Source organism: Bifidobacterium crudilactis (assembly GCF_000738005.1).
GTDB lineage: Bacteria > Actinomycetota > Actinomycetes > Actinomycetales > Bifidobacteriaceae > Bombiscardovia > Bombiscardovia crudilactis.
On sequence record NZ_JHAL01000001.1, the window covers coordinates 130,881 to 155,031 of the forward strand.

The 24,151-nt window shown below is 57.0% G+C and carries 17 protein-coding genes and 1 tRNA gene; 11 read left to right on the forward strand and 7 right to left on the reverse strand.

What is annotated here, in order from left to right:
* Positions 1–15 precede the first annotated feature (15 nt).
* On the reverse strand, positions 16–765 hold the full coding sequence (locus tag DB51_RS00510; protein WP_034250963.1) for an alpha/beta hydrolase: 750 nt from the start codon (positions 763–765) through the stop codon (positions 16–18).
* 67 nt (positions 766–832) lie between these two features.
* Positions 833–1,636 (reverse strand): hypothetical protein, encoded by an 804-nt coding sequence (locus DB51_RS00515; protein ID WP_034250694.1) that lies wholly within the window; start codon positions 1,634–1,636, stop codon positions 833–835.
* A 407-nt stretch (positions 1,637–2,043) separates the two neighbouring features.
* On the opposite strand from DB51_RS00515, the gene dcd reads away from it, so the two are divergent.
* The gene (gene dcd, locus DB51_RS00520) at positions 2,044–2,634 is read left to right on the forward strand and encodes a dCTP deaminase (protein WP_034250695.1); all 591 of its coding nucleotides are present in this window, start codon (positions 2,044–2,046) and stop codon (positions 2,632–2,634) included.
* Between the two features lie 235 nt (positions 2,635–2,869).
* Here the strand turns inward: dcd and DB51_RS00525 are convergent, their stop codons facing one another.
* Complete coding sequence (locus tag DB51_RS00525) at positions 2,870–3,871, reverse strand: LacI family DNA-binding transcriptional regulator (protein ID WP_202961972.1); 1,002 nt, start codon at positions 3,869–3,871, stop codon at positions 2,870–2,872.
* Positions 3,872–4,121: 250 nt separating this feature from the next.
* Here DB51_RS00525 and DB51_RS00530 point away from each other — a divergent pair, with 250 nt between their 5' ends.
* Together DB51_RS00530 and DB51_RS00535 are read left to right on the forward strand one after the other, a co-directional pair.
* Positions 4,122–4,973: a GRP family sugar transporter gene (locus tag DB51_RS00530; protein ID WP_034250697.1), complete on the forward strand. Its 852-nt coding sequence runs from the start codon at positions 4,122–4,124 to the stop codon at positions 4,971–4,973.
* Between the two features lie 107 nt (positions 4,974–5,080).
* Positions 5,081–6,550 (forward strand): glycoside hydrolase family 32 protein, encoded by a 1,470-nt coding sequence (locus DB51_RS00535; protein ID WP_084674449.1) that lies wholly within the window; start codon positions 5,081–5,083, stop codon positions 6,548–6,550.
* Positions 6,551–6,699: 149 nt separating this feature from the next.
* Here the strand turns inward: DB51_RS00535 and DB51_RS00540 are convergent, their stop codons facing one another.
* On the reverse strand, positions 6,700–9,648 hold the full coding sequence (locus DB51_RS00540; protein ID WP_034250698.1) for a cation-translocating P-type ATPase: 2,949 nt from the start codon (positions 9,646–9,648) through the stop codon (positions 6,700–6,702).
* A gap of 308 nt (positions 9,649–9,956) precedes the next feature.
* On the opposite strand from DB51_RS00540, the gene rlmB reads away from it, so the two are divergent.
* Positions 9,957–10,946: a 23S rRNA (guanosine(2251)-2'-O)-methyltransferase RlmB gene (gene rlmB / locus DB51_RS00545; protein WP_034250699.1), complete on the forward strand. Its 990-nt coding sequence runs from the start codon at positions 9,957–9,959 to the stop codon at positions 10,944–10,946.
* A 195-nt stretch (positions 10,947–11,141) separates the two neighbouring features.
* On the opposite strand, the gene DB51_RS00550 is transcribed toward rlmB, so the two are convergent.
* Positions 11,142–12,506 (reverse strand): DUF4032 domain-containing protein, encoded by a 1,365-nt coding sequence (locus DB51_RS00550; protein WP_432762343.1) that lies wholly within the window; start codon positions 12,504–12,506, stop codon positions 11,142–11,144.
* Between the two features lie 320 nt (positions 12,507–12,826).
* Complete coding sequence (locus tag DB51_RS00555) at positions 12,827–13,954, reverse strand: ABC transporter ATP-binding protein (protein WP_034250971.1); 1,128 nt, start codon at positions 13,952–13,954, stop codon at positions 12,827–12,829.
* A 363-nt stretch (positions 13,955–14,317) separates the two neighbouring features.
* Between DB51_RS00555 and DB51_RS00560 the strand changes: the two genes are divergently transcribed.
* From DB51_RS00560 to DB51_RS00590, 7 genes are all read left to right on the forward strand, one after another.
* Positions 14,318–16,462 (forward strand): serine/threonine-protein kinase, encoded by a 2,145-nt coding sequence (locus DB51_RS00560; protein ID WP_432762344.1) that lies wholly within the window; start codon positions 14,318–14,320, stop codon positions 16,460–16,462.
* Between the two features lie 96 nt (positions 16,463–16,558).
* Positions 16,559–17,527, forward strand: coding sequence for a DsbA family protein (locus tag DB51_RS00565; RefSeq protein ID WP_034250977.1), 969 nt, complete (start codon positions 16,559–16,561; stop codon positions 17,525–17,527).
* Between the two features lie 154 nt (positions 17,528–17,681).
* Positions 17,682–17,755, forward strand: a tRNA-Thr gene (locus tag DB51_RS00570).
* A gap of 587 nt (positions 17,756–18,342) precedes the next feature.
* Positions 18,343–19,809, forward strand: coding sequence for an aggregation-promoting factor C-terminal-like domain-containing protein (locus tag DB51_RS00575; RefSeq protein WP_034250980.1), 1,467 nt, complete (start codon positions 18,343–18,345; stop codon positions 19,807–19,809).
* A 10-nt stretch (positions 19,810–19,819) separates the two neighbouring features.
* Positions 19,820–20,740, forward strand: coding sequence for a 16S rRNA (adenine(1518)-N(6)/adenine(1519)-N(6))-dimethyltransferase RsmA (gene rsmA, locus DB51_RS00580; RefSeq protein ID WP_084674450.1), 921 nt, complete (start codon positions 19,820–19,822; stop codon positions 20,738–20,740).
* Positions 20,737–21,657 carry a 4-(cytidine 5'-diphospho)-2-C-methyl-D-erythritol kinase gene (locus DB51_RS00585; RefSeq protein ID WP_238548261.1) on the forward strand — a complete coding sequence of 307 codons (921 nt, stop codon included), beginning with the start codon at positions 20,737–20,739 and terminating at the stop codon, positions 21,655–21,657. Before rsmA ends, DB51_RS00585 begins: the two co-directional genes overlap by 4 nt.
* A 114-nt stretch (positions 21,658–21,771) precedes the next feature.
* The gene (locus DB51_RS00590; RefSeq protein ID WP_238548262.1) at positions 21,772–22,395 is read left to right on the forward strand and encodes a LytR C-terminal domain-containing protein; all 624 of its coding nucleotides are present in this window, start codon (positions 21,772–21,774) and stop codon (positions 22,393–22,395) included.
* A 266-nt stretch (positions 22,396–22,661) separates the two neighbouring features.
* On the opposite strand, the gene DB51_RS00595 is transcribed toward DB51_RS00590, so the two are convergent.
* Positions 22,662–24,074, reverse strand: a complete 1,413-nt coding sequence (locus DB51_RS00595) for a CCA tRNA nucleotidyltransferase (protein WP_034250701.1) — start codon at positions 24,072–24,074, stop codon at positions 22,662–22,664.
* Between the last annotated feature and the right edge of the window lie 77 nt (positions 24,075–24,151).

Sequence of the window (24,151 nt, forward strand, 5' to 3'; positions counted from 1 at the left end):
CGCTCCCTGTGCCGCTTACATCATTCCGGATGAAATGTTGTTCTGTATGAGCCACTGACGGATGTCACTGAACTCCTCGAGGTTGACGGCGTGATCCAGCCCATGGTATTCGTGCGAGGTCAGCCAGGTGTATTCTTCCAGCCAGGCATCGGTGGCGTAGAGCTCATATCTGGGTATGACGTTGTCGGCGCTGCCATAGCCATAGAACACCGGAATCTCCAGTGAGGGCAAGCGCTGGTCGGCGGGTGCAGAACCCTTCACTCGTCCTGGCGCGATAAAACCGGAAAGACACACCGAAGCCCTGTACCGTTCCGGGTGGATGCGCAGCAGATGGACCGCCAGCACCCCGCCCTGAGAGAACCCCAGAAGGACGATGTCCCTTTCGGGAGGAATATGTTCCTCGACCCAGCCGTCTATGGCCACGGCCGCCGCATAGGCGTCACGATCCAGGTCCTCACCGGTTGGCACGCAGTCGTGAAACCACGTGAAGGCGGAACCGGCAGAACCGGAAGCTGCGGGCAATTCGAGCGGCGCCCTCAACGAAACATAATCATTGTAAGGAGCCACATACCGCATCAGGTCCGCCAAATCCTGCTCGTTGGAACCCCACCCATGCAGCAGCAGGAACATCGGCAGCCGAGTGTTCGCCTGCGCCTGTTCCTTCGAATACAAGGCATCTGCGACGGTCAATTGCTCGCCGAAACGACCTGGAATCACAGTTGACTCCTGACCGGCGAGATCCTGCGACAGTTCTTCTCCATCCATACCGCACACCATACCTTTTCTGCTGCGCCGCCGAGCATCGTGTTTGCAAACGTGGGATGTTCAAACGTCATCCTATTTCTGTCAGGGTGCCGCCCCACTTCTGCTGCAGTGCGGCGGCCTTCGATGCATCGACCACAACAAGCCACTGTTTTCCATTGAGAATTCGCCAATTGCCCTCGATCTGCGAGCTGCTTTCATATTGCTTGAGCATCGAGGCAATCTGCTGCTCCGCAATGCCTCTGCCCAAGGATGCCGCCGATGCGTTGCTGAATACGACGAACGCCATCTGTGGGTTCTTGCACACCTCGATGTTGCTCACGCCGGGGTATTCACTGGTGCCGACAGAGACCCACCCATCCGCGCATTGCCCTGCCGTCTGTTCCATACCCGCCTTCATGCTGCCGACTTCCGCAGTGGGCGCTTCGTCTTTGACGCTTTCTTTGATGATGCCACTTGGAAACAGGGACTGCACCACGAACACACAGGCAAGCAGTATCACGGTCGCGAACAAGCAGACAATACTCCACGAACCAATCGAATGACTGCGCAGCTCCTTCGGCACCCGCACGCGTGCGATGATGCCGAGGACCACGGCGGCAACCGCCAAAACCCCGGCTATCGCCGCCGACTGAGGCCACGGGAACACATCCTTCAACGATGCGAACTTCTCGGGTGCCACGACCACGGCGAGCAACAATCCGCAGATGCATACCGCTCCGATGCCAAATATGACCGCAATCCTGCTCATCGGCGTGGAATGCTTTATCGCAGGGGCGCTGATGATACCGGGGCCTTGCCGTCTATTGCCGGGTCCTCTTCCACCCGACTCCGCAGCATCGTACCCGTCGAACAAATCGAGGTCATCTGCCATACCAGGCTCCTCTCCGCGCAGTCCTGCCGGTTACAGAACTCTGAGGAACAGTCTACGCATTGCGTGGCAGAGGATAAAGAGAAACCCGGCGGGGGTTGACCGCCGGGTGAGAAAGGAGAGAGAAGAAGGATTCAGTTATCGGGAACAATTCGTGTTCCTGATCTTCGGATTTGTTGATTTCCGTTGATAACCACAAGTAGACCATCACCACCTTGGCAGATATATAGGATTTTCTGATAGTAGTCTGGGAATCCTGCCGATTTGTGGGGTTCGGCTCGTAACCATCGTCACAGGGGGAACCCAGCCAGATTGGAAACCGTCCGAATCACCTTGCACGATGCCGCGAAACGGATGTAGCAGCCAGACCGCTAGAATGTCTTGAGTTACCCATTACAAAGGAGCGAATCATGCTGTTGAGCGACCGCGACATTATTGCCGCACAGACCCAGGGTGGGATCTCCTTGACCCCTTGGACCCCTGAGATGGTTCAACCAGCAAGCGTTGATGTGCGCTTGGATCGCTTCTTCCGACTGTTCAACAATCATGAGTACACGTATGTCGACCCTTCGGAGGACCAGGGCAACCTGACGGAACAGATCGAGGTCGCACCCGACGAGCCATGGATTCTGCATCCAGGGGAGTTCGTGCTGGGTTCCACCTGGGAATACGTCAAACTTGATGGCTCAATCGCAGCACGGCTCGAGGGGAAAAGCTCACTCGGACGTCTTGGCATTCTCACTCATTCCACAGCAGGGTTCATCGATCCAGGTTTTGAAGGGCACATTACCCTTGAGTTGTCGAATGTCAGCAATCTACCTGTCAAACTGTGGCCGGGTATGAAAATCGGGCAGATGTGCTTCTTCGAGCTCTCCTCACCCGCAGCTCACCCCTACGGCTCGGACGGCACCGGTTCTCACTATCAGGGGCAGCGCGGGCCCACTCCTTCGCGATCCTTCGTGAATTTCTACCGCGCGGACGTCTCCGAGAGCGAGGAGTAAGCCGTTTTCCCTATGTCCGCAAGCGTCTCGCATCGTTTGTGTAGGGATTTGAAAGTAGCTTCAGCTGCAACAATGAGGGGACCGTTGATATTTCAACGGTCCCCTCATGCAACATGCCGTGTATTGGGATGAATCCCTACACAACCGCGTCCAACCCGCTTCACTGTCCCTAGAGACATGCTCCAAGCACTCCGAAATGGCTGAAATGGCGACGGAACTATCAATTAAGTTCCATTCATGAGAACCGACGTTCAGGCAAGAAGGATACGGGGAGTCTGAATCTACTGCCTGATACAGAGAAATCTCCGTTAATCTCCCTTATCAACACATCCACGGCGGTTTTCGCCATGTCATGAATAGGCTGGACGATCGTCGGCAGATCCGGTATGTATTTCCGCACCGTATCGGAACCGTCGTAACCGACGATAGCTATATGTTTATGCCGTTCGCGGCACATCGTCATCATCAGCGAAGCAGTCATATCATCCGCGATGAACAATCCGTCCAATGTCGGATTGTCCTCAAGGATACGTAGCAGGAACGGGACTTTCTCTTCCCAAGCAAGCGCCCAATCCACACGGAACACTGTCGGTTCAAGCCCCTTTTCCATTACCACATCCTCGTATCCACGCCGGCGTTCATAGCTGTACGGGGCTTCTACGACTTCAGCAGAATTGATGTGCCCGATCATCCGGGCACCCCTCTTCCACAGTTCTTCGGTTGCCATCCTTCCGCCCTGATAATTGTCGGAACTGACCACCGGAATGGTATGGTTTGTGACCCTATCGATGCTCACCACAGGCAGGTCGGATTGCTGATAGGCACGAATATCCAAATTATGCGACCCAACAATCATGCCATCAGCCTGGTTGGCGAGCAGCAGATCAAGGAATTGCCGTTCCTGTTCGCTGTCCTCACTGCTGTTGCATAGCAGCGTTTTATAACCACGCTTGAAGAGTTCTCGCTCCAACTCGTAGACCATATCGCCATAGAATGGATTCTGCGTCGTCGGAAAGATTAGGCCAGTCAGCTTGCTACGTTTCCCCCATAAGGTTCGCGCACTTTGATTTGGATGATAACCAGTTTCCCTCACTGCCTGGAAAACTTTTAATCGCGTCTTCTCGCTTAGGGAACCGCGATTGTTCAATACCCGTGAAACCGTTGTCGCAGAGACACCAGCCTCGGTGGCAACATCGAATAGGGTCGGACGCATTGATGTCCCTTTTGCACGAGCCATTGACGCCACCCCACAGAGTTCTAAAGATTTACCTCACCAATTGTAAGTGAGTGGTACCGCCATACCTGCACAGGCACATCAAGCAACACCCGCACAGCAAGATTTGCATAGTCAGGAAGATGTATATAGAATAATTGTCAAACGTTTGACAATTTGGACGGTCTGTGCAGACTCTCCTTAACCCTGACGTTGAAGCAGTTACCGAATCGCAACGACGCAATCATTCGGAACAGTACTGAAAGGTTGAATCATGGAAATCCTCCTCGCTATCATGCCCTCGATCCTCTGGGGCCTGTATGCCTTGGTCATACCAAAATTCGGTGGAAACACCGGTCAGCAGACGCTCGGGGTCACACTCGGTGCATTATTGTTTGCCCTGCTGAGCTTTCCGTTCACCCCACACAATTACAACGCCTTGAACGTATCGATCAGCCTTCTTTCCGGCTTCATATGGTCGATAGGCTGCCTCTATCAGGTGAAGTCATTCAAAGCCCTGGGTGTCTCCCGCACCATACCCATCACCACCGGCATGCAGCTCATTGGAACCGGCCTGGTGGGGGTGGTATTCCTTCACGAACTCAAAGACGCGGGCGCGCTTGCCCTTGCGGCCGTGGCACTACTGACATTCATTGTGGGCATCGCACTCACAGCCTATTCAGAGAAAAAGGATAAGTCAGAAGATACGCGCAAAGGCCTGATGCTGGTCACGATCTCGTCCATCGCCATCATCGCGTATGTCGTGCTCATCCAGGTATTCCACATCAACTCATTCGATGTGGTGCTGCCTCAATCGGTCGGCATGGTCATCGGCGCATTCTGCATCACCATGAAGTCCGAACATCGTCTGAGTGTCAAAACCGCGCAACTGATGATCCCCGGCATACTCTGGGCAACCGGAAATCTCATTATGTTCTATTCCAATGCCTCGCTTGGCGTTGCCATAAGCTTCCCGCTTTCGCAACTGGGACTTGTTATTTCCACCATCGGCGGCATCCTCTTCTTGAAGGAAGCCAAGACCAGCAAGGAACGCAACGCCGTCATCGTAGGCCTAATCTTCGTATGCATCGGGGTTGTGCTGATCGGCATCACCAAATCCATGTAACGCGCAGGCGTCACGCCGCTACCCACTTCCCTCATATCACCCACAGATCTCTCACACCCAGCTCTCGGTCACAACAATGAGGTCCGACCAATCACTCAAGGAGAATCATGACCAGCACCCCAGCCGAAACGACACGAAACGACACGTCAGAAGCCGATGAATGGATCAGCACACACAAAGAAAGCATCAACGAACGCTATCGTCTTGGATACCATCTGATGCCACCGGTCGGCTGGATGAACGACCCTAACGGTCTGGTCTACTTCAAAGGCCTATACCACGCCTTCTATCAGCATCACCCGTACACCAGCGAATGGGGACCGATGCATTGGGGTCACGCCACCAGCACCGATATGGTTCACTGGGTGGACCGGCCAGTAGCATTGGCACCAGGCGACGGCAGCGACCGCGACGGATGCTACTCGGGAAGTGCTGTAGTCGAAGGCGACACACTCAATCTCATCTACACAGGTCAGATATTCAACACCGGAGACATCGAACCCTTCAACTCGGATTTCAGTGAATCACAGAACCTCGCTATCAGCCGGGACGGTACACACTTCGAAAAGTACGCAGGGAACCCCGTGATTCCCGGCCCTCCGAGCGACAACACCCAAAACTTCCGCGACCCGAAAGTCTGGAAGCACAACGACACATGGTACGTCGTGATCGGAAGCACAAGCGCCGAGGATGATGCCCGCGCGTTGCTTTACAGCTCACCCGATCTTCACACCTGGCAACTCGAAGGGAACCTGGCACAATCCGATCACAAGATCGGCAACATGTGGGAATGCCCGGATTTCTTTGAACTCGACGGCATGCACATATTGATGATGTCGCCTGTAGGTCTTGAAGCGGATGGGCATAGATACCGCAACGTGTTCCAGTCGGGATATATCGCCGGAGACTTTGATTACCAGACCCTACAGCTGACTCACGGGGACTTCGAAGAACTGGATCGGGGTCACGATTTCTATGCGCCCCAAACTTTCGAAGCTCCAGATGGTCGTCGTATATGCTTCGGCTGGATGAATATGTGGCTCACCCCCATGCCCGAGCAAAAGGACGGCTGGGCAGGCGCTTTCACACTTCCTCGTGAACTTAAATATGTGGACGGCAAAGTCACCATGACTCCGGTCAAAGAACTCGAAAGCCTCCGAGGCAGCGTTCTCACTGATTGCGAGCGCTCCGTCACAAACGGCGACGTGATAGTGTCCCCTGACGAGAACCGCTTCGAACTGCTTTTCTCAGTAGACAATCTTCAAGTACATGCAGATAATCTTGGACTTGCCTTCGACTTGGGCAACGGTATCAAAGCCAGCTTCGTCTACGATTCCGGGCAAGAGCTTCTGACTTTCGACAGAGGCGGCAAGGATGGTGAGCGTAGCTGGGAATGCGGCACGTTGGAACATCTCGATCTGCACATCTATGTTGACAATTCTTCGATAGAAATTTTCGTCAACAATGGCTTAGCAACCTTCACCAGCAGAATCTACCCGACTGCTCCTGCAAGGGTAACGCTCCTCTCCTCCACAGACTCAGTCAAAGCCGGGATACAGTCCTATGCTCTCAACTAATAGACGCAATGCACAAAGCGAACTCGTTTGTGTAGGGATTTGAAAGTAGCTTCAGCTGCAACAATGAGGGGACCGTTGAAATATCAACGGTCCCCTCATACAACATGCCGTGTATTGGGATGAATCCCTACACTAGCGGCTTCTGTCGGCTACGCACGTCGCTTTTCAATGGCGCGAAGCACCAATTTCCTCAATTCGGACGCCACCAGCACGAAGGCGGCAAGCGCGATGCACTCGAACCAGGCCATTGCACCGAGCGGAGTGGTGCCGAAGGCCGTGTTCAGGAAGGGCACATAGATTACCAACAGCTGCAGAGCGATGGAAACACCGATTGCGCCCCAGAGCCACTTGTTGCTGAACAAACCGACGAATGCGGATTGACGAGCGGAGCGTGATGCCACGGCATTGAAGAGCTGCGCGAAGACCAGAATGGTGAAGCCCATGGTTCGAGCCTCAACCATCTGCTCTTCATGGCCGAGTACCGCAACGGAACGGTCGGTGAAGAGGCCACCGCTCAAATGCATATCCATACCGATCAACGTGACCACGGCCATGATGATACCGATGAAGATGATGTCTCCCCACATGTCCTTATCGATCACGCGGTCGGTGAGCTTACGGGGACTGCGACCCATCACATCATCGGTCTGCGGGTCCACGCCCATGGCCAGGGCAGGAGCCGCATCGGTAAGCAGGTTGATCCACAGCAGCTGAGTCGCCAGCAGAGGCAAGGTCACACCTTGCGAGCCCGGTTGGGTGATGCCGAGGAATCCTGCGAGCATCACTCCGCCGAAGACCGTGAACACCTCGCCCACATTGGAACTGAGCAGGTAACGCAGGAACTTGCGGATATTGTCGAAGATCACGCGGCCCTCACGGACGGCCGCAACAATCGTCGAGAAGTTGTCATCCGCAAGAATCATCTTGGCGGATTCCTTCGTGACCTCGGTTCCGGTGATGCCCATGGCGACACCGATATCCGACGTCTTGACCGCGGGGGCGTCATTCACACCGTCACCGGTCATGGCGACGATGTTCTTCTGGCGCTGCAGGGAATCGACGATTTTGAGCTTGTGCTCAGGCGCGACGCGGGCGTACACAGAAATCTCGCGGGTGGTCTTGTCGAACTCTTCCTGGCTCATGGCATCGAGCTCTTCGCCCGTTCGAGCCTCGTCACCTGGCTTGATGATTCCCAGGTCGCTGGCGATGCGAGCGGCGGTCAGCGGGTGATCACCGGTAATCATCACCGTGCGAATACCGGCACGATGAGCCTCGGTAACCGAATCACGGACCTCAGTACGCGGCGGATCGATGATGCCGACCATACCGGTCCAAATCAAATCCTTTTCGATGACTTCACTCTGGTCCGCGATGTCGCGCACACGTCCCGCCGCATTCGCCTCGACGCCCGGGACTTCGGCCAGCGACGCCGTATTCAGAGGACGATAGGCCTGGCCAAGTGTGCGGTATGCCTGCGAGGACAAATCCTCGACGCTTTGCAGAATCGTCTGCCGGTCACCTTCGGTCAACGGACGCACATGCCCGTTGACGCTGATGCGCGAGCAGTAGCTGAGCAGCACATCAGGGGCACCCTTGGCGAAAACGCTGAGCTTGGCGGCATCGGAACGATCCTCCGCAATGATGGACATACGTTTGCGCTCGGATGTGAATGGAATCTCCGCCACACGCTTGAAGTTCTCATATGCCTGATTGGCACGGATCTTTCTCGCGGCCACCACCAGGGAAACCTCAGTAGGGTCTCCCACAATCTCCCACTTGTCGCCTGAATCCGCTTTGCGCAGTTCCCCGTCATTGGCGAGCGCGCCAACGGCAAGGGTCAGCACGGCTTCAGAGCGCGCCGGGTCGGCATTTTGCAGTTCGCTGCCGCCCAAGCCCGTCATCTGGCCTTCGGGGGCATATCCGGTGCCGGTGATCTCAACCTGGCCGCTCGGTGTGAGCACGCGTTCAACGGTCATCTCGTTGCGGGTAAGCGTGCCGGTCTTATCAGAGCAGATAACCGATGCGGAGCCGAGTGTCTCCACCGAGCTGAGCTTCTTGACGATTGCATGATGCTGGGCCATGCGCTGCACGCCCAAAGCGAGGACAACGGTGAGAATCGCCGCCAAGCCTTCGGGCACCGCCGCAACAGCCAGAGACACCGCGAGCAGCAGGGAGTCAATGACATCCTGCGTGCTGTGGAAACCTTCCATAACCGCGAGCGCCACCAAAACCAGCACGGCGATGATGCACACTGCAATACCCAGAATCTTCGAGACGTGGGTCATTTCCTTCTGCAGCGGGGTCGTGTCATCCTCGGTCTGCGAGAGCATATCGGCGATTTTGCCGACCTGGGTGTTCATTCCGGTACCGGTCACGATCACGCGGCCGGTTCCCTGCGTGACTGAAGTGCCGTTGAAGACCATATTGTTGCGGTCGCCCAAGGCTTTGGCACTGTCCAGTCTGTCCGGGCGTTTGCCCACGGGCACCGATTCACCGGTCAGTGACGCTTCGGCGATGCGCAGGCTTGCAGAGGCGACGAGTCTGCCATCCGCGGAAACCGTATCGCCTTCACCCAGCACGACGATGTCACCGGGGACGACCTCGCTCGTATTGATTCTTGAGATTCTCCCGTCACGCAGCACAGATGTCTGCGGGGCGGTCATCTGAGCCAGTGCATCGACCGCTTTCTCGGCCTTGACCTCTTGCAGATACCCGAGCACGGCGTTCAGCACCAGAATCAGCACGATGACTATCGAATCGAAGGGCAGGGCCTCGGCGCCTTCCGCCCCTGCCTGCGCGTGCGAACGCTCGATGAACCAGGCCACCAGGGAAATCAGCGTCGCCGCAAGCAGCAGGTACACCAAAGGATCCCGGAACTGTTCAAGGAACTTCTTCCATTTGGGCACCGGTGGGGCGCTCGCCAGCTCGTTCGGCCCGAACTCTTCAATACGGCGTTTGGCCTCTTCGCTGCTTAAACCTGTCGAAACATCAACGTTCAGGGCCTTGGCGACCTGCTCTGATTCGAGCAGAGAGGGATCGCTGTCTTTTGACAAGCCGGATGAAGGTTGGACGACGTGATTACTGGAAGAACCAGTCATTCTCGAACTCCTAGGTCAGCCGCGGAGTATTCAGCTCGGGACTACGCGGAAACGCCGACCCGGACTGCGCGGTTGTGTGGCCGACGCTTATGCATCGGTCCTTAGCAGGTCTATTATTACACATCACTGCTTGCTGACATGGTCTCTCAGCGCTAGGAAAATCATATGTTCGACAAATATCCTGCCGACCGATTACAGAAATACCTACTTGCTATCACTTTTCAGTTACCACGAGCTGCTGAAGAACGGTTCCCCCGACCTTCCCGAATCGCTTCGCCGCTATCCGCCACTAATGAGAGAATGGGGGTATGGCAATGAAAAAGGGCCCGACAAAAGGTTCGGGCGGTAAACACCGCAGCAAGCTCCGCGGTAAAGGTCCGACCCCGAAAGCGGAGGACCGCGTATATCACAAAGCGTACAAGGCCAAGAAGACTGCGGAACGCCGCAAGGCATCCGATCCAAGGCTGGCGGCACGAAGGCGCGTGGCGAAATTCTCATCCGACACGGACGATCTCGTCATCGGGCGCAACGCGGTGCTCGAGGCTCTCAGGGTGGGCGTCCCATCGGTTCAGCTGTATCTTGCGACCCGCATCGAGCACGATGACCGGACTCGCGAAATCGTCAAGCTGGCGGGCAGCGCGGGCTTGCATCTGCTCGAAGCAGACCGTCTGGAGATGGACCGCATCGCCCGTTCCGGCAACCATCAGGGCGTGGTGCTGAAGGTACAGCCGTACCAGTACTCATCGGTCCAGACGCTCCTCGAGCAGGCCGCAAAGCGCGCTCGCGCGATGGAGGCGGCCTCCCCTGCGGCACGCATCGCTTCGCAGCCGCTGTTCATCGCTCTCGATGGGGTAACCGACCCGCAGAATCTCGGTGCCGTCATTCGCTCCGCAGCTGCTTTCGGTGCCTCCGGCGTGATACTTCCGGAACGTCGCAGCGCTTCAGTCACGTCAACCGCGTGGAAGGTCTCCGCCGGCGCGGCGGCACACATGCCCGTAGCCCGTGTGGTGAACCTCACCAAGGCGCTTCAGGGCCTGAAGGAAAACGGATACTACGTCGTTGGCCTCGATGGCGGCGGCGACTCGATGGTCGGCGAGACGGGCTTCGAAAAGGATCCGCTGGTGGTCGTGCTCGGTTCCGAGGGAAGCGGACTGAGTCGTTTGGTTCGCGAGAATTGCGATGCGATTGCGGGAATCCCCATCACCAATATGGTGGAATCCCTCAACGCCTCGGTCGCCGCCGGCATCAGCCTGTATGCCGTCGCCAACGCACGTCGCAAAGCTGCCGCCAAACTGTAATGAGTGACGTTAAGCGGCTCTTCACATTTCGGCATGTAAAGACCCAATGTAAGGGTCCAATAAGATAACTGCACTAAAAGGACAGCAATCCCGGATTTTTTTACGAAATTGCTGTCCTTTTAGTGCAGTTATCTGACCACGGCCCCGAACACACCGCCCGAGTCGAGTTGATGTTCAGCGCGCCGCGGCTGAACATCAACTCGACCAAACAGCCGCGTCGGGGTCGTCTTCGGGGTTGTAGTAGGAAGCGTCGTCATCGACCACGCCGGAATCGGCTTCCGAATTGATGTCCTCCATGGCTTGGGCATCGAGTTTGTATTGGGGCAGCACCTTTTGGATGTAGCTTTCCACCGCCTCCGCCATCGGAATATCATGACCCGCTTTCTCGGCCAGATACCAGCGATGCGTAAGAATCTCATGGAAGAACTGGGCTGGCTGGATCTGCGAGCGATACTCCTGAGGAATCATGCGAACGGTGGGTTCGAACATTTCTCGCATCCAGTCAGTGGCCACAATCTCTAGATCTTCGCCCTGCCTCCAAGTGGAGGCCCTGTAGGCATCGAGGTCATTGAGCAATCGGCGCGCCTGATTCTCCTGCACATCCAATCCGGTGAGCCGCAGCAGTTTCCGGGAGGCATAGCCCGCGTCTACCACTCGCGGACGCACGAGCACACGATTGCCGTCGGTGTCGGTCTTCATCTCCAATTCATCCACATCGAAGCCCAACTCGTTGAGCTTGTTGACTCGTTGCTCGATTTTCCACATCTCATTCGGGCTGAAGCTATCCACATCGGTGAGTGCGCTCCACAGCGAATGATACCGCTCGGCAAGCCTGTTGCCGACCTCGACTTCATCCACCTCGGCGGGCAGAAGATTGCCTGAATTCAGATCCATCAATTCGCCGATGATATTCGTTCGTGCAAGATCGATATCGTATTCCCGTTGCCCATTGGTGAGATTCGCATGAAGATCACCGGTTTCGGCATCGACCAGGAAGGCCGCGAAAGAATCCGCATCCCTGAGGAAGAGCACATTCGACAACGACACGTCACCCCAGTAGAAACCCATCAGATGCAGGCGAACCATCAGGACCGCCAAGGCGTCAATCAACCGTTCAGCGGTATCGGGACGAAGGTTACGGGCGAAGAGCGCACGATACGGCAGTGAGAACTTCAGATGTCTGGTGACCAGAATGGCCTCCAGCGGCTCACCCTCCGGGGTGCGTCGGCCGGTGACGACCGCAACGGGCGATACGGTGGGTAATTCGAGCATCTGCAGACGCCTGAGCAACTCGTATTCCCGCTCGGCGACCGACTGGGTGATTTCCTTCATGGCATAGACTTCATCGCCGACGTGCACGAATCTCACCACGTGCCTGGAGATGCCACGAGGAAGGTTGGCGAGCAGCTCAGCGGGCCACTGCACCAATGGCTTGTGCCACGGCAGAGTGAACATCGCGGGATTCGAGCTTGCCGCGGTTATCCTCAAGGCCTGCGGGGTTGCGGAGCTGTCCTCATCTCTTGCCTTCACGGAGGTCGCCTGCAAGGCACGAGGGTCCATTTGTGAGAGTTTCGCTTCATCCATAGCATTCAATGTATCCTGCTCAGTGGTCACCGGTGTAATCCCTCGTCGTTTCGTGATAATTCTTCGCTTTCCATGGACTTCATAGCAGCTCCCACAACCAGCCGACACGCTTTCGCATACCGCGGCAGCATTCGCAATTGCGAGGAGCCTCCCGGTACAGCGACGGACACCTGGGCGCTCCCGACGGGTATGGAAAACCCCCGCACAAGTGCGGGGGTCCACGGCTGGCAGCGCAGAGAATCCGGAACGCTTCAGCCACAACGGTTCAGGAATCTCGACAATCCCCGAACCTGCTACTAGTTGAGACGCAGTTCGCTTGAAGGAGCGAAGAGGTGCATCTTGGCGGGATCGATGTGAATCTTCACGGTATCGCCCACACCAGGCAATTCGCGAGGAGACACACGGACCGTGGTCATCTTGTTCTGATCAGACATCATCGTGGACTCTTCCGCGCTGGAATTATCCGTCAGAATGTGACCGTAGATGTATCCGTCCGAACCGAGATCCTCGACGTTGATGACCTTGAGCGAGAAGGCATCGGGATCCGCAGGGCTTGCCAAGGAGGCATCCTCGGGACGGAAGCCGAGAACGATCTTGCCGTTGTCCTCAGCGGTCAGCTTGTTCACCGCTTCAGCCGGAAGGCTGATGGTGTCGTCGCCAATCTTCGCCTGACCATTGACCACCGGATGAACGTTCAGGTTCATTGAAGGTGAGCCGATGAATCCGGCGACAAAGACGTTTGCCGGGCGATCGTACAGCTCGGTAGGACGTCCGACCTGCTGCAACAGACCCAGCTTGATGACAGCGATGCGATCGCCCATCGTCAGAGCCTCGGTCTGGTCGTGGGTCACATAGAGTGTGGTGACACCCAGCTGACGCTGCAGAGCAGCGATCTGCGTACGTGTCTGCACACGGAGCTTTGCATCCAAATTGGAAAGCGGCTCATCCATGAGGAATACCTTCGGCTCACGAACGATTGCGCGCCCCATGGCGACACGCTGACGCTGACCACCGGAAAGAGCCTTCGGCTTGCGGTCGAGATACTCGGTGAGATCCAGGATCTCAGCCGCCTTCTCCACACGCTTGCGAATTTCATCCTTCGGCGTTCCAGCAATCTTGAGCGCGAAGCCCATGTTGTCGGCAACGGTCATATGAGGATACAGAGCGTAGTTCTGGAACACCATTGCGATGTCGCGATCCTTGGGCTGCATCGTGGTGACATCTTTGCCACCGATGAGGATACGGCCCTTGTTGACCTCTTCCAGACCAGCAAGCATGCGCAGAGTCGTTGACTTTCCGCAACCTGAAGGACCGACGAGGACCAGGAACTCACCATCTTTGATTTCCATGTTGAGATCGTCTACCGAGGGCTTATCGTTGCCCGGGTAGATACGTGTAACATGCTCGAATACCACTTCAGCCATGTTGTTCATCCTTTCATCGGCAGGTACGTGCCGAACGATCCGTAGTGAAGGGTTTCACTGTTCTGCCGCTGAACTGGCATCGACGACTATGAAGACGCATGCACAACGACACTTGGTTATTGGTGGTTCGCCGAAGAAAACTCTCCCTTGAGCCAAAACTCACTATACACCATGAATATTGTCCCGGCGCGGCGCATACAAACCCTTGATATTGCAACGCTTTAAACGTTTGCCCCGTCCATGGGGGCCACCTGCTCCCGATGCCTGCCAGCAGGGGGAACGATCCGCCGGCAATCACGCGAACTTGCCTGAACGATGGAGACATGGAGAAGCCTGAGCCTTCGTCAATGATATGGGGGCACAATAGAGCCTATGAGCGATCTGAGCGTATTGAACCTGACTCCCGGCCAACAAGTCGGCGGTTACACACTCGTCGCACGTCTCGGCGGCGGGGCTATGGGCTCCGTCTGGAGCGTTACGGACGATGGCGGCCAGATGTACGCAATGAAGATTCTCAGAGATTCCCTGAACGACCAGAACGACCGGACTGACGAATCCGATGCTTCAGATTCCCGCGACCACGATTCCGAAGGATACGAGAGGGTCAACGCCCGCGAGCGCCTGCGTCGTGAAGCCTTGGCCCTTCGAAAAATCAACCATCCGGGGGTCTGCAACATCGTGGATATGGAACTCGACGATGCCTTGGCGTTCATCGTGACCGAGCTCATCGAAGGCAAGACCCTGCGCGACGACGTCGCCGCGAACGGCCGCTATACGGGCGATGATCTGGAACGCCTCTCGCGCAAACTCATGGATGCCGTGCGCGCGGTCCATGCGGCGGGAATCGTGCATAGAGATATCAAACCGACCAATGTCATGATCTCATCCCGAGGTCCGGTGCTCGTCGATTTCGGCATCGCGATGGGTGCAGGCGAAAGCCACGTCACCCGTACCGGTCTGGTCATGGGCACTCCCGGCTTCATAGCACCGGAAATCATCGACGGCGAGGAATCTGATGCCGGTGCCGACTGGTGGAGCACTGCGGCGGTTCTGGCCTTCGCCGCGACAGGCAAGGCGGTATTCGGAGTGAAACCGATGATGGCGGTTCTGGAGAGAGCCGCTTCCGGAAACGCCGATCTCAGCGGCCTGCCTACAGGAACACTGACGGCATTTCGCAAAGCGCTCGCACCGAAGCGACGGGACCGTTGCTCACCTGACGAGCTGCTGCGCGCGATCACGCTTGATGCGATGGTGCCTGAACTCTGGCAGACCGATGTCGCTCAAGAACACCAAAGTCCGGATACCCCCTCCGAGAATTCCCACGCCGGGGACTCCGGCGCCTCGAATGATGCGAACCCCTCAGAGACGGCGGTGATGCGCCCTTTTGGAGGAAGCTCCTCAGGCACTGAAACGCTGCCCGCTCTGGCCGGCAACACCGTGCCGTTGGAAGCGGAACGAGCCTCGGCGAACAATCCGCGCCGTCTGTGGGAACGTCAGGAAGCTCCCGATGCGGATAGCGACGACGACGAAACGGCGATTTTCGCGCCGACGACCGCGACGATGCCGCAATCGCAATTCGGGCAGATGAACACAGATGATGCCGGCGACCATACGGCGGTACTGAACGGCGCATTCCCGCAGAATCTCGAATCGGCGGATAGCGGCACGATGGATGATGCAGGTAGGGCATCAGAAACGACGATAGGAATGCCACCGACTGTGCCTGAGGCAGACTGGCGGCCTGACACCCCGACTTCGGCTTATCCTCCGTATCTGCAGGATTCGGATGCGGAAGATGATGTTGCCGCACAGCCACGCACCTTCACCGAAGCATGCGCGGTGTTTCGCAGTCGCGGAAATCTCGTTATCGTGTGCGTAGGCATTCTGCTCGCAGTGATAGCCGCATCTCTGCCAACCGTGGCTATGATGCTCTGCGCCCTGGTGCTCTGGTCAAGCTGCACGCAGGGGATGCTCAGCGAGGCTCGTCTGAGCCGCCAGGAACGCCGAGGCGGGCGATTTACTCGCGCCGATGGCATATTGAGCCTCACCTCCTTGCCCTGGTACCTGCTCAAAAGCCTGATATTGGCGATTCCCCGCCTGCTGTTGTCACTGCTTATCGTGGTGATTATCGTGACCTGTGTCGCCGTACTGTGGGATATGCCGGGCATCACCGGCTCCTTCAACGCGTTCGGCATAGTCGTCCACGTCCCCTTGTTAGGGGGAAAACCTCTTGGCGCTTCGGGCCTCACACTCGGACTTGCCGTATGCATCTCCTGGCTCGTGGTCTGCATCAGTCCGAAATCCGATACCTTGAAGCTCGGAGCCGGGCGCTTGCTGACGCGCTATCAGGGAATATTCGATGCCGAAAGCGAACACGAGGCAGAAAGCCAAGGCAGACGACTGCTCATCATGCTGCTGGCATGCCTTATCGTCATCATCGCCGCAATCGCCGTGGCTGCAAGCAAACAGTCGGTAGATTGGACCCCTATCCCGCTTCTGGAATCGTAGCCGCCGACGGCGCGATGTGCTTCTGGACCGCAATATTCACATGGAAACGAGATGTGGGTACAGTACACTTATGCCGGATTCTTCGAAAGGACCGCAATGTCTCAGAACCCCAACACACGACCGGGCAGCAAGGAAAACGGCAAGCGATCGGCGCGCGAGCAGCGCAAGGCCGAGCAACTGGCCGAACAACAGGCTCAGGCAGCCAAACTCGCGAAAGAACGCAAACAGCAAACACTGATAGGCATCATCGTCGTTGTCGTCGTAGTGGCTCTGGTGGCGGTCGCCGGTTTCGCCATCTGGCGAGCTACACGGCCAGTCAGCACGGCAGACGCCGATAAGGCGTACGAAGCCGTTCAGTCCGTTGAAACGAAACCGTCGGATGCAAATGCGAAAGGCGGCTTCCTGATTTCCAAGAACGGACTGAACAAGAAGGTCGCCGACGTACCGACCGTGGAGGAGTACATGGACTTCCTCTGCCCGGGATGCGGCTCATTCAACCGTGCCGTGGATTCCTCCTTGCAGAAGATGGTCGCGGCAGGGCAGATCAACCTCGTGGTGTACCCGAACGCCTTCCTCGACAGCCTCTCCACCGATGAGTATTCGACGAGGGCGGCAAGCGCCGCGGCATACATCGCCCAGAACGACCCCGAGCATCTCCTGGCATTCATTGCCGACATGTTCGCCGAAGACTTCCAGCCGAGCGAATCCAACTATAAAGCGGTCAGCGACAAGCAGATTCAACAGGTCGCCATCAAGGCAGGAGTCAATGAATCCGTGGCCAAGAAGTCCACCGACGGCACCTACAAGACCTGGATCACCAAGGTATCCGCATACTCCCCCTTGCGTCAGGAACTGTGGAACGTCTCAGGCAGCACCAAAGGACAGATGACAACTCCGACGGTCCGCATCAACAGCAATTACTGGGATATGAATTCCGTCAGTTCCTCTGGTCTCGATACCGGTTCCGCCCTGCTCAAGGCACTCGGTCTGTCATCGACCGATGTCGGTCAGGAAGGTGTGCTGCCTTCGATCGGGGCATCGGGAAAGCCCGTATCACTGAGCTGACGGCCAGCCACGACCCTTGTCCGCGATAACCGCTTCGACCCGAAGAACCCTCCTGAATACGGGAGCGGCACTTCGGGTCGAAGTCATTCAAGGGTACTGCTATGCTTGTCACTTGTCCGTTCGACGAGTGCGCAGCCCGTCGATGTTGAGACAGGCCTCCTTAGCTCAGCTGGCCAGAGCAGCCGCCTTGTAAGCGGCAGGTCGTCAGTTCGACTCTGACAGGAGGCTCTTTACATGTCACGCCCGAAAACTTCTTGTCAGAATGTTCGGCAACAACCTCGCAGCGGCTCTCGTCAGCTCAATGGCACATCGGTATTCCAGAAACAGCTCGCCATATTTCTCGAAGCGCGAAACACGGTGTTCTAATTTATACATAGAGTGCAGTATGATAATAATAGTTGTTGGGAATTATGAACAGTTGTTTCTTGAGTAAGCACACCGAAGCCCTTCCCCCAACAACGGCTTCGGTAAGGGTGCCCGGGCTTTCCCCCAACCTGCTCGGTGCATCCGTTGGGGGCGGGAGCATCCCCTTCATTCCCGCCCCCTCTTCTTTTTCTCGCATCCCAAGCTGGTTTTCCCACGTTGAATTAGATAACTGCATCACGAGGACAGCAACGTGGCAAAAAAATCTCGGAAGAACTGTCCTTGTGATGCAGTTATCGTAATGGGTGGGCAGTTTTCCTCCAACTCGCTGCGCTCTTCCCAGAATAAATGTGGAAGTTTCTTCCCCTAACGCTCATCCCGCCCCGAAACGACCGGCAAACGGTTAGAATCGCAACAGTTAGTGCTGCTATATGCACGGAGGAGGAATCTGGATGGCTAAACGCTGGACACCTGATCGCTTTGTCACGCGTCGGCGTATTCGGGTGATGGCATGCTCGATTATCGTCGCCGTTTCCTCAGTACTGTATTTCGGGGTGGCCGCACGGAAAACCGTGGCACTGTCCATCAACGGAGAGACCGAAACCGTGCAAACCTACGCCATGAGCATCGACCGTCTCCTGGAGCAACAGGGAGTGAAGGTCAAAACCCATGATTTCATCGACTCCACGTCCGGGGAAATGCTGACGAATCATTCAGTGGTGACCGTACGCAGTGCATATCAGACGACCATCAACATCGACGGCACCGAGGTTCCGTTCTGGACGGTCGCGACCAGTGCCGAGCAACTGTTGGGCTTCTTCCAGGAGAATGAGCACAACGCCTCCAAAGTCAGCGTCGACATCAAGAACGTCTACAACCAGCTCACCGGAGGCCTTGTCATCAATCGAAAGGGCCCGGTAACCGTCATCGCTGACGGCAAGAGCTCCGTCGCGCCGGACGGGAAGCTGCCGGCAGCATCGATTCTGGATTCCAAAGGCATCGTTCTCGGAAAACAGGACCGCGTCAGCATAGAAACCGACAACGGCGAGACGGTGCTTCGCGTAAAGCGTGTAACACAAAGCGAGACCACCAATATCAAGGCCACACCTCATGGCACGCAGACCGTTGTCGACAATACGCTTTCACCGGGGGAAACGGTGATCCGTCAGACCGGAAAGGACGGCGAGAACAAGGAGACCTACAACACCACCTTTGTCGATGGCGTCGCCGAGAGCTCAACGCTAATCAAGTCGGAAACGCTCAGCGTGCCATTGGATACGGTGGTTGCCGTCGGACCTGCCGAAAGCAGCACTCCATCCGACAGTTCCTCCGCCTCCGGCGACGACAGCACATCGACTTCGTCTCCCACGCCAAGCCAGAGTTCAAGCGAGACCTCGACGGACACTCAAAGCCCGGCACCCAGCAAGTCCACACCTTCTTCTTCGTCCGCGAAACCCACATCAACCCCATCGACGTCCAAACCGAGCACATCGACACCAACATCGACACCAGCTCCAAGCAAAACGGCGACCAGCACGCCCACCAATTCAGGAGGCTCCTCAGGCGGGTCATCCGGTGGCTCCTCAGGCGGCTCTTCGGCATCAGGTCGGCTTTGGCACCCCACCGTGGCACAGGCGCAAGCCTATGCGGCCGGGGCTGCGGCGCAACGCGGATGGACGGGGTCGCAATGGACTGATTTGGTCTGGCTCTGGAACAAGGAATCCGGGTGGAGATGGAACGCCGACAACCCAACATCTGATGCCTACGGCATCCCTCAATCACTTCCTGGTTCAAATATGGGCACGGGATGGCAGGATGACGGCGCAGTGCAGATCGATTGGGGGCTGCGATACATCGCTCAACGCTACGGAAGCCCTACGCAGGCCAAGGCGTACTGGCTGAAACACAACTGGTACTGAACGAGAGCCAATGACCGAAACAAGCATCCCTGCCGCACACGCCACAACGAAGGTGACACCGGTAGAAGAAACACAGAGCAACTTGCTCGGAGCCGCTGACATTCGTCGAATCGCAGCCGAGGCGGGCATCAGCCCCACCAAGAAACTGGGTCAGAACTTCGTCATCGATCCCGGTACCGTCCGTAAAATCGTTCGAGAATCCGGAATCGGCAGCGACGACCTCGTTCTGGAAGTGGGCCCTGGGCTCGGCTCTCTGACCTTGGGAATTCTGGAAGTCGGAGCTCACCTGACTGCCGTGGAGATAGACCCGCCTTTGGCCGCACGCCTGCCGTCAACCGTGAGCGAGTACAACAGGGACGGTGCCAATCGTCTGAACATCGTGAATCAGGATGCTTTGCTGCTCCAAGATACGAATCTGCCGGCAGAGTATGGCACCACGGACTTCACACTCGTCGCCAACCTTCCCTATAACGTTGCGACACCGATTCTGTTGACCCTCCTCGAACGCTTTCCGCACTTGACCCGCTTTCTAGTCATGGTGCAGAAGGAAGTCGCAGACCGTCTGGTCGCATCGCCCGGCACGAAGATATACGGCACACCAAGCGCGAAACTCGCATGGTACGGCACCGCAAAGCGTGCCGGAACGATAGGTCGCAACGTATTCTGGCCCGCCCCGAATGTCGATTCCGCCCTGGTCCTGTTCACCCGCGACAAGGCTGAAGCACGCGACATGAATTCGAGAGCCTCCGTATTCGACCTCATCGACGCAGCCTTCCAGCAACGGCGCAAGACCTTGCATGCCGCCCTCAGACAACGGGTCGGCGACCAGGCATATGCCCTTTCGGGAATAGATCCGACCCGTAGAGGCGAAACCCTTGGCATCGATGAATTCATGCGACTCAATGCCGCTGCGAAAAGGGCAGGTGAGTGACCACCGGCACCTCGTCACCGGGAGCCGGTGGCCCCATCACCGATACGGTCGTGGTCCATTGCCCGGCGAAAACCAACCTGGAGCTCAGAGTGGGTGCCGCCCGCACCGAAATCGGCAATCGTCATCCGCTGCGGACACTGTATTGTGCGCTCAGCCTCGCAGACTCCGTACGACTGACCAGACGCCCGGAAGGCTCAGGAGTCTCGCTGGCTTTGCAGGGTCCGCACCTGGGTGGTCTTTCCGTTTCAGGACCTTCGGCATACCGGAATCATGCGGTCAGGGCGCTGCTAGCAGCTGCGGAGGCATACGGCAGACTACCGGATGTCGCGATTTCCATCACCAAACGCATCCCGGTCGGCGCGGGACTGGGCGGAGGCTCCGCAGATGCCGCCGGCGTGCTACTCGGTGTGAACGCTCTTTGGCAACTTCACGAACCCCCGGCCGCGTGGGAGACGATAGCTTCCGGGCTCGGTGCAGACATGCCCTTCTGTCTCCACGGCGGTCTGGCATACGGCAGCGGCTACGGCGAAACCATCACATTGGTGGAGGATTCGTCTGAGGTCGCGCAACATTACCGTTCTCTCGGGCTGCTTGGTGAGACACTGATAGGTGCTTATCGACAGCAATTGCCGACTGCGGAGGTATACGCGGCCTTCGATCGGCTGGGTTCCTGCCCAGATGATACGAATGACCTGCAACGTGCCTCGTTAACGCTGCACCCCCGGTCACGGGAGGCAATCGACCTCGCCCTCGGCGCGGGCGCCCGGCACGCATTCGTCTCGGGTTCCGGCCCATCGGTGATCGCATGCGTAGACGGTGGAGGAGTCGCGGATGCGGTTCGGCAGGCTTGGCTCGAAGGCGGGGCGGTGGATTGGATTCACCAAGCGGAGAGCCCGGCATGGCCTTATGTCGAATGAAGTGGGGCGCGCACTGATGAGTCAGCACTGGTGAGTCAGCACTGGTGAGTCAGCACTGGTGAGTCAGCAAGTAAGGATAAGGTGTATGCAGAAAGATTGCGGAAGGGTTAGAGTATGACGATTCCTGAGCCGTTCGATGAACGCGAGGCACGCAAGCAGTTTGTTCGCAGGCGCCAGAAACTGGTTTTCACCATCGCCGTGGCGGCACTCGTCGCGGTTACGGTTGTCTGCGCGCTGTTCATTCTTGGCGCACTTGGCAAGACTCCACAGAAAACCGCCGCGCAGCAACCGAATTACGGTGTCGCCGTCCCATGCGCACCGGCCAATTCAACCGTCGCCAACCACCCGAACGTCGCGGTCCGCGTGCTCAACGGTACCGACAAGTCCGGCCTGGGCACTGCAGTCATGGAAGCGCTGAGCAACAGAGGCTTCAGCATGACGGGTAGCGGCGACTACCCGAGCAAGGTCGAGGTGCAGCGCACCGAGATTCTCTTCGGCAAGAACAATATCGCCAAGGCCTACACCGTTGCGGCCCAGTTCAACGATGCCATCATGAGAATGGATGACCGCTCGGATCAACTGGTCGATGTCGTCATCGGCTCGACCTTCAATAACCTCAACTCCGAAAAGTCAATCGTCGCCGCCGGAAAGCCCATAACCTCCATAGAAGGTTGCGTTTCGGATGCCAACACGATGAAGGATTTGCCCAAGGCCCCAGAACACGACGCGGTGAACTGATGTGAACTGATTCTTCCGGCCAGGGTCAGGACCGCAATGATCGCTCTGAACCCAACGGGCTCTTCGCATTTTGGCGTGTAAGAACCCACCGAATACGATAACTGCATCAACAGGACTGCTTTTCCGGGAAATCATTGCCAAAAACTGTCCTGTTGATGCAGTTATCATCTCAACGAACCGTGCCTGCTCCAACCCGCGACCGATAGGTACAGCGAGTGCCGCGCCGATGAACGACTGCACGAGACGCTAGAAACTGCTGTTGCGGGCTACTGCTGCCGCGACCACCATTGCAACAGTTCCTCACGTGCTGAATCTTCATCCACAGGGCCGTTGTCAAGCCTGTATTCGAGCATATGCTTGTATGCTCTGCCTACCTCCGGACCTGCCGGAATGCCCAGTATCTCCATGATTTGGGAACCGTTCAGATCAGGTCGAATCGCTTCGAAACCCTCTTTCTGCCTGAGATCCTCGACGCGCTTCTCCATCTCATCCATCGCCCCGGAGAACAGCATCGCCTTATGTTTGTTCTGCGTGGTCGCATCTGCCCTGGTGAGACGGTTCAATCGTTCATACAGATGTCCTGAATCCTTGACATACCGGCGTACCGCAGCATCCGTCCAGGGCTCGTCGACATAGCCGTGGAAACGCAGGTGCAGGGCGACCAAGTCGCTGACATCCGCAATGAGCTTGTGGTCGAAACGGAGCGCCTTAAGCCGCTTCCGGGCAATCTTCGCCCCTACGATATCGTGATGGTGGAAACTCACCTTCCCGCCCGCTTCGAATTTCCGTGTTTTCGGCTTGCCGATATCGTGAATCAGAGCGGCGAGTCTGAGCGTGAGGTCCGGTGCCGGAACCGCTCCGTCCGGTCCCGTCTCCAAGGAAATGGCGCGATCCAGCACGATCAGGGAATGTTCGAACACATCCTTATGGCGATGATGCTCGTCAATCTCCAATTGCAAAGCCGGAATCTCGGGGAATACGACATCAGCGATTCCCGATTCCACCAGGGCTTCGATACCTTCCCTGGGGTGGTCGGTCAGCAGGAGCTTGACCAGTTCGTCCCTTACCCGTTCCGCCGAGACGATGGACAATCTCTCGGTCATCTCGGTGATGGCGGTGGCGGTGTCGGGTGTGATGCTGAAGCCAAGCTGCGCGACGAAACGAACCGCACGCATCATGCGCAAAGGATCATCGGCAAAAGACTGACGTGGATCGACCGGCGTGCGCAGCACACCTTTCGCCAGATCAGCTGCTCCTGAATATGGGTCGACGAACTCCAGTTCCGGCACACGCAGCGCCATGGCGTTGACGGTGAAATCACGCCTCGACAGGTCGCCTTCCAAGCTTGAGCCGTAATTCACATCCGGTTTACGCGAATCAGGGTCATAGGTATCGCTGCGATAGGTGGTGATCTCCACCTTGACCTCGGTACCGTCCGGCCGGCGTCTCAATGCGCCCAGCGTCCCGAATTTACGGCCCATGTCCCAGAATCCCTGCCCCCAGGCCCTCATGATCGGCTCGAATTCCTCGGGCCGTGCAGAAGTGCAGAAATCCAGGTCATGGGAGGGGCGATGCAGCAGCAAATCTCGCACAGGCCCCCCTACCAGGGAGAGCTCGTACCCCTGCGCTGCGAATAAGCGCCCTAATTCAATGGCTTCAGGCCAGACTTCAAAATCCACGTACACCCTTTCAAGGAACCCTCACATGCGCCTACAAGCATACCGTTACCCCACCTGCACAATAACTTACGTAAAGT

Bases quoted from the DNA above. Each gene is read 5' to 3' on its own strand.
- DB51_RS00510 (WP_034250963.1), bottom strand. From the start codon at position 765: ATGGATGGAGAAGAACTGTCGCAGGATCTCGCCGGTCAGGAGTCAACT.
- DB51_RS00515 (WP_034250694.1), bottom strand. From the start codon at position 1,636: ATGGCAGATGACCTCGATTTGTTCGACGGGTACGATGCTGCGGAGTCG.
- dcd (WP_034250695.1), top strand. From the start codon at position 2,044: ATGCTGTTGAGCGACCGCGACATTATTGCCGCACAGACCCAGGGTGGG.
- DB51_RS00525 (WP_202961972.1), bottom strand. From the start codon at position 3,871: ATGGCTCGTGCAAAAGGGACATCAATGCGTCCGACCCTATTCGATGTT.
- DB51_RS00530 (WP_034250697.1), top strand. From the start codon at position 4,122: ATGGAAATCCTCCTCGCTATCATGCCCTCGATCCTCTGGGGCCTGTAT.
- DB51_RS00535 (WP_084674449.1), top strand. From the start codon at position 5,081: ATGACCAGCACCCCAGCCGAAACGACACGAAACGACACGTCAGAAGCC.
- DB51_RS00540 (WP_034250698.1), bottom strand. From the start codon at position 9,648: ATGACTGGTTCTTCCAGTAATCACGTCGTCCAACCTTCATCCGGCTTG.
- rlmB (WP_034250699.1), top strand. From the start codon at position 9,957: ATGGCAATGAAAAAGGGCCCGACAAAAGGTTCGGGCGGTAAACACCGC.
- DB51_RS00550 (WP_432762343.1), bottom strand. From the start codon at position 12,506: ATGGACCCTCGTGCCTTGCAGGCGACCTCCGTGAAGGCAAGAGATGAG.
- DB51_RS00555 (WP_034250971.1), bottom strand. From the start codon at position 13,954: ATGGCTGAAGTGGTATTCGAGCATGTTACACGTATCTACCCGGGCAAC.
- DB51_RS00565 (WP_034250977.1), top strand. From the start codon at position 16,559: ATGTCTCAGAACCCCAACACACGACCGGGCAGCAAGGAAAACGGCAAG.
- DB51_RS00575 (WP_034250980.1), top strand. From the start codon at position 18,343: ATGGCTAAACGCTGGACACCTGATCGCTTTGTCACGCGTCGGCGTATT.
- rsmA (WP_084674450.1), top strand. From the start codon at position 19,820: ATGACCGAAACAAGCATCCCTGCCGCACACGCCACAACGAAGGTGACA.
- DB51_RS00590 (WP_238548262.1), top strand. From the start codon at position 21,772: ATGACGATTCCTGAGCCGTTCGATGAACGCGAGGCACGCAAGCAGTTT.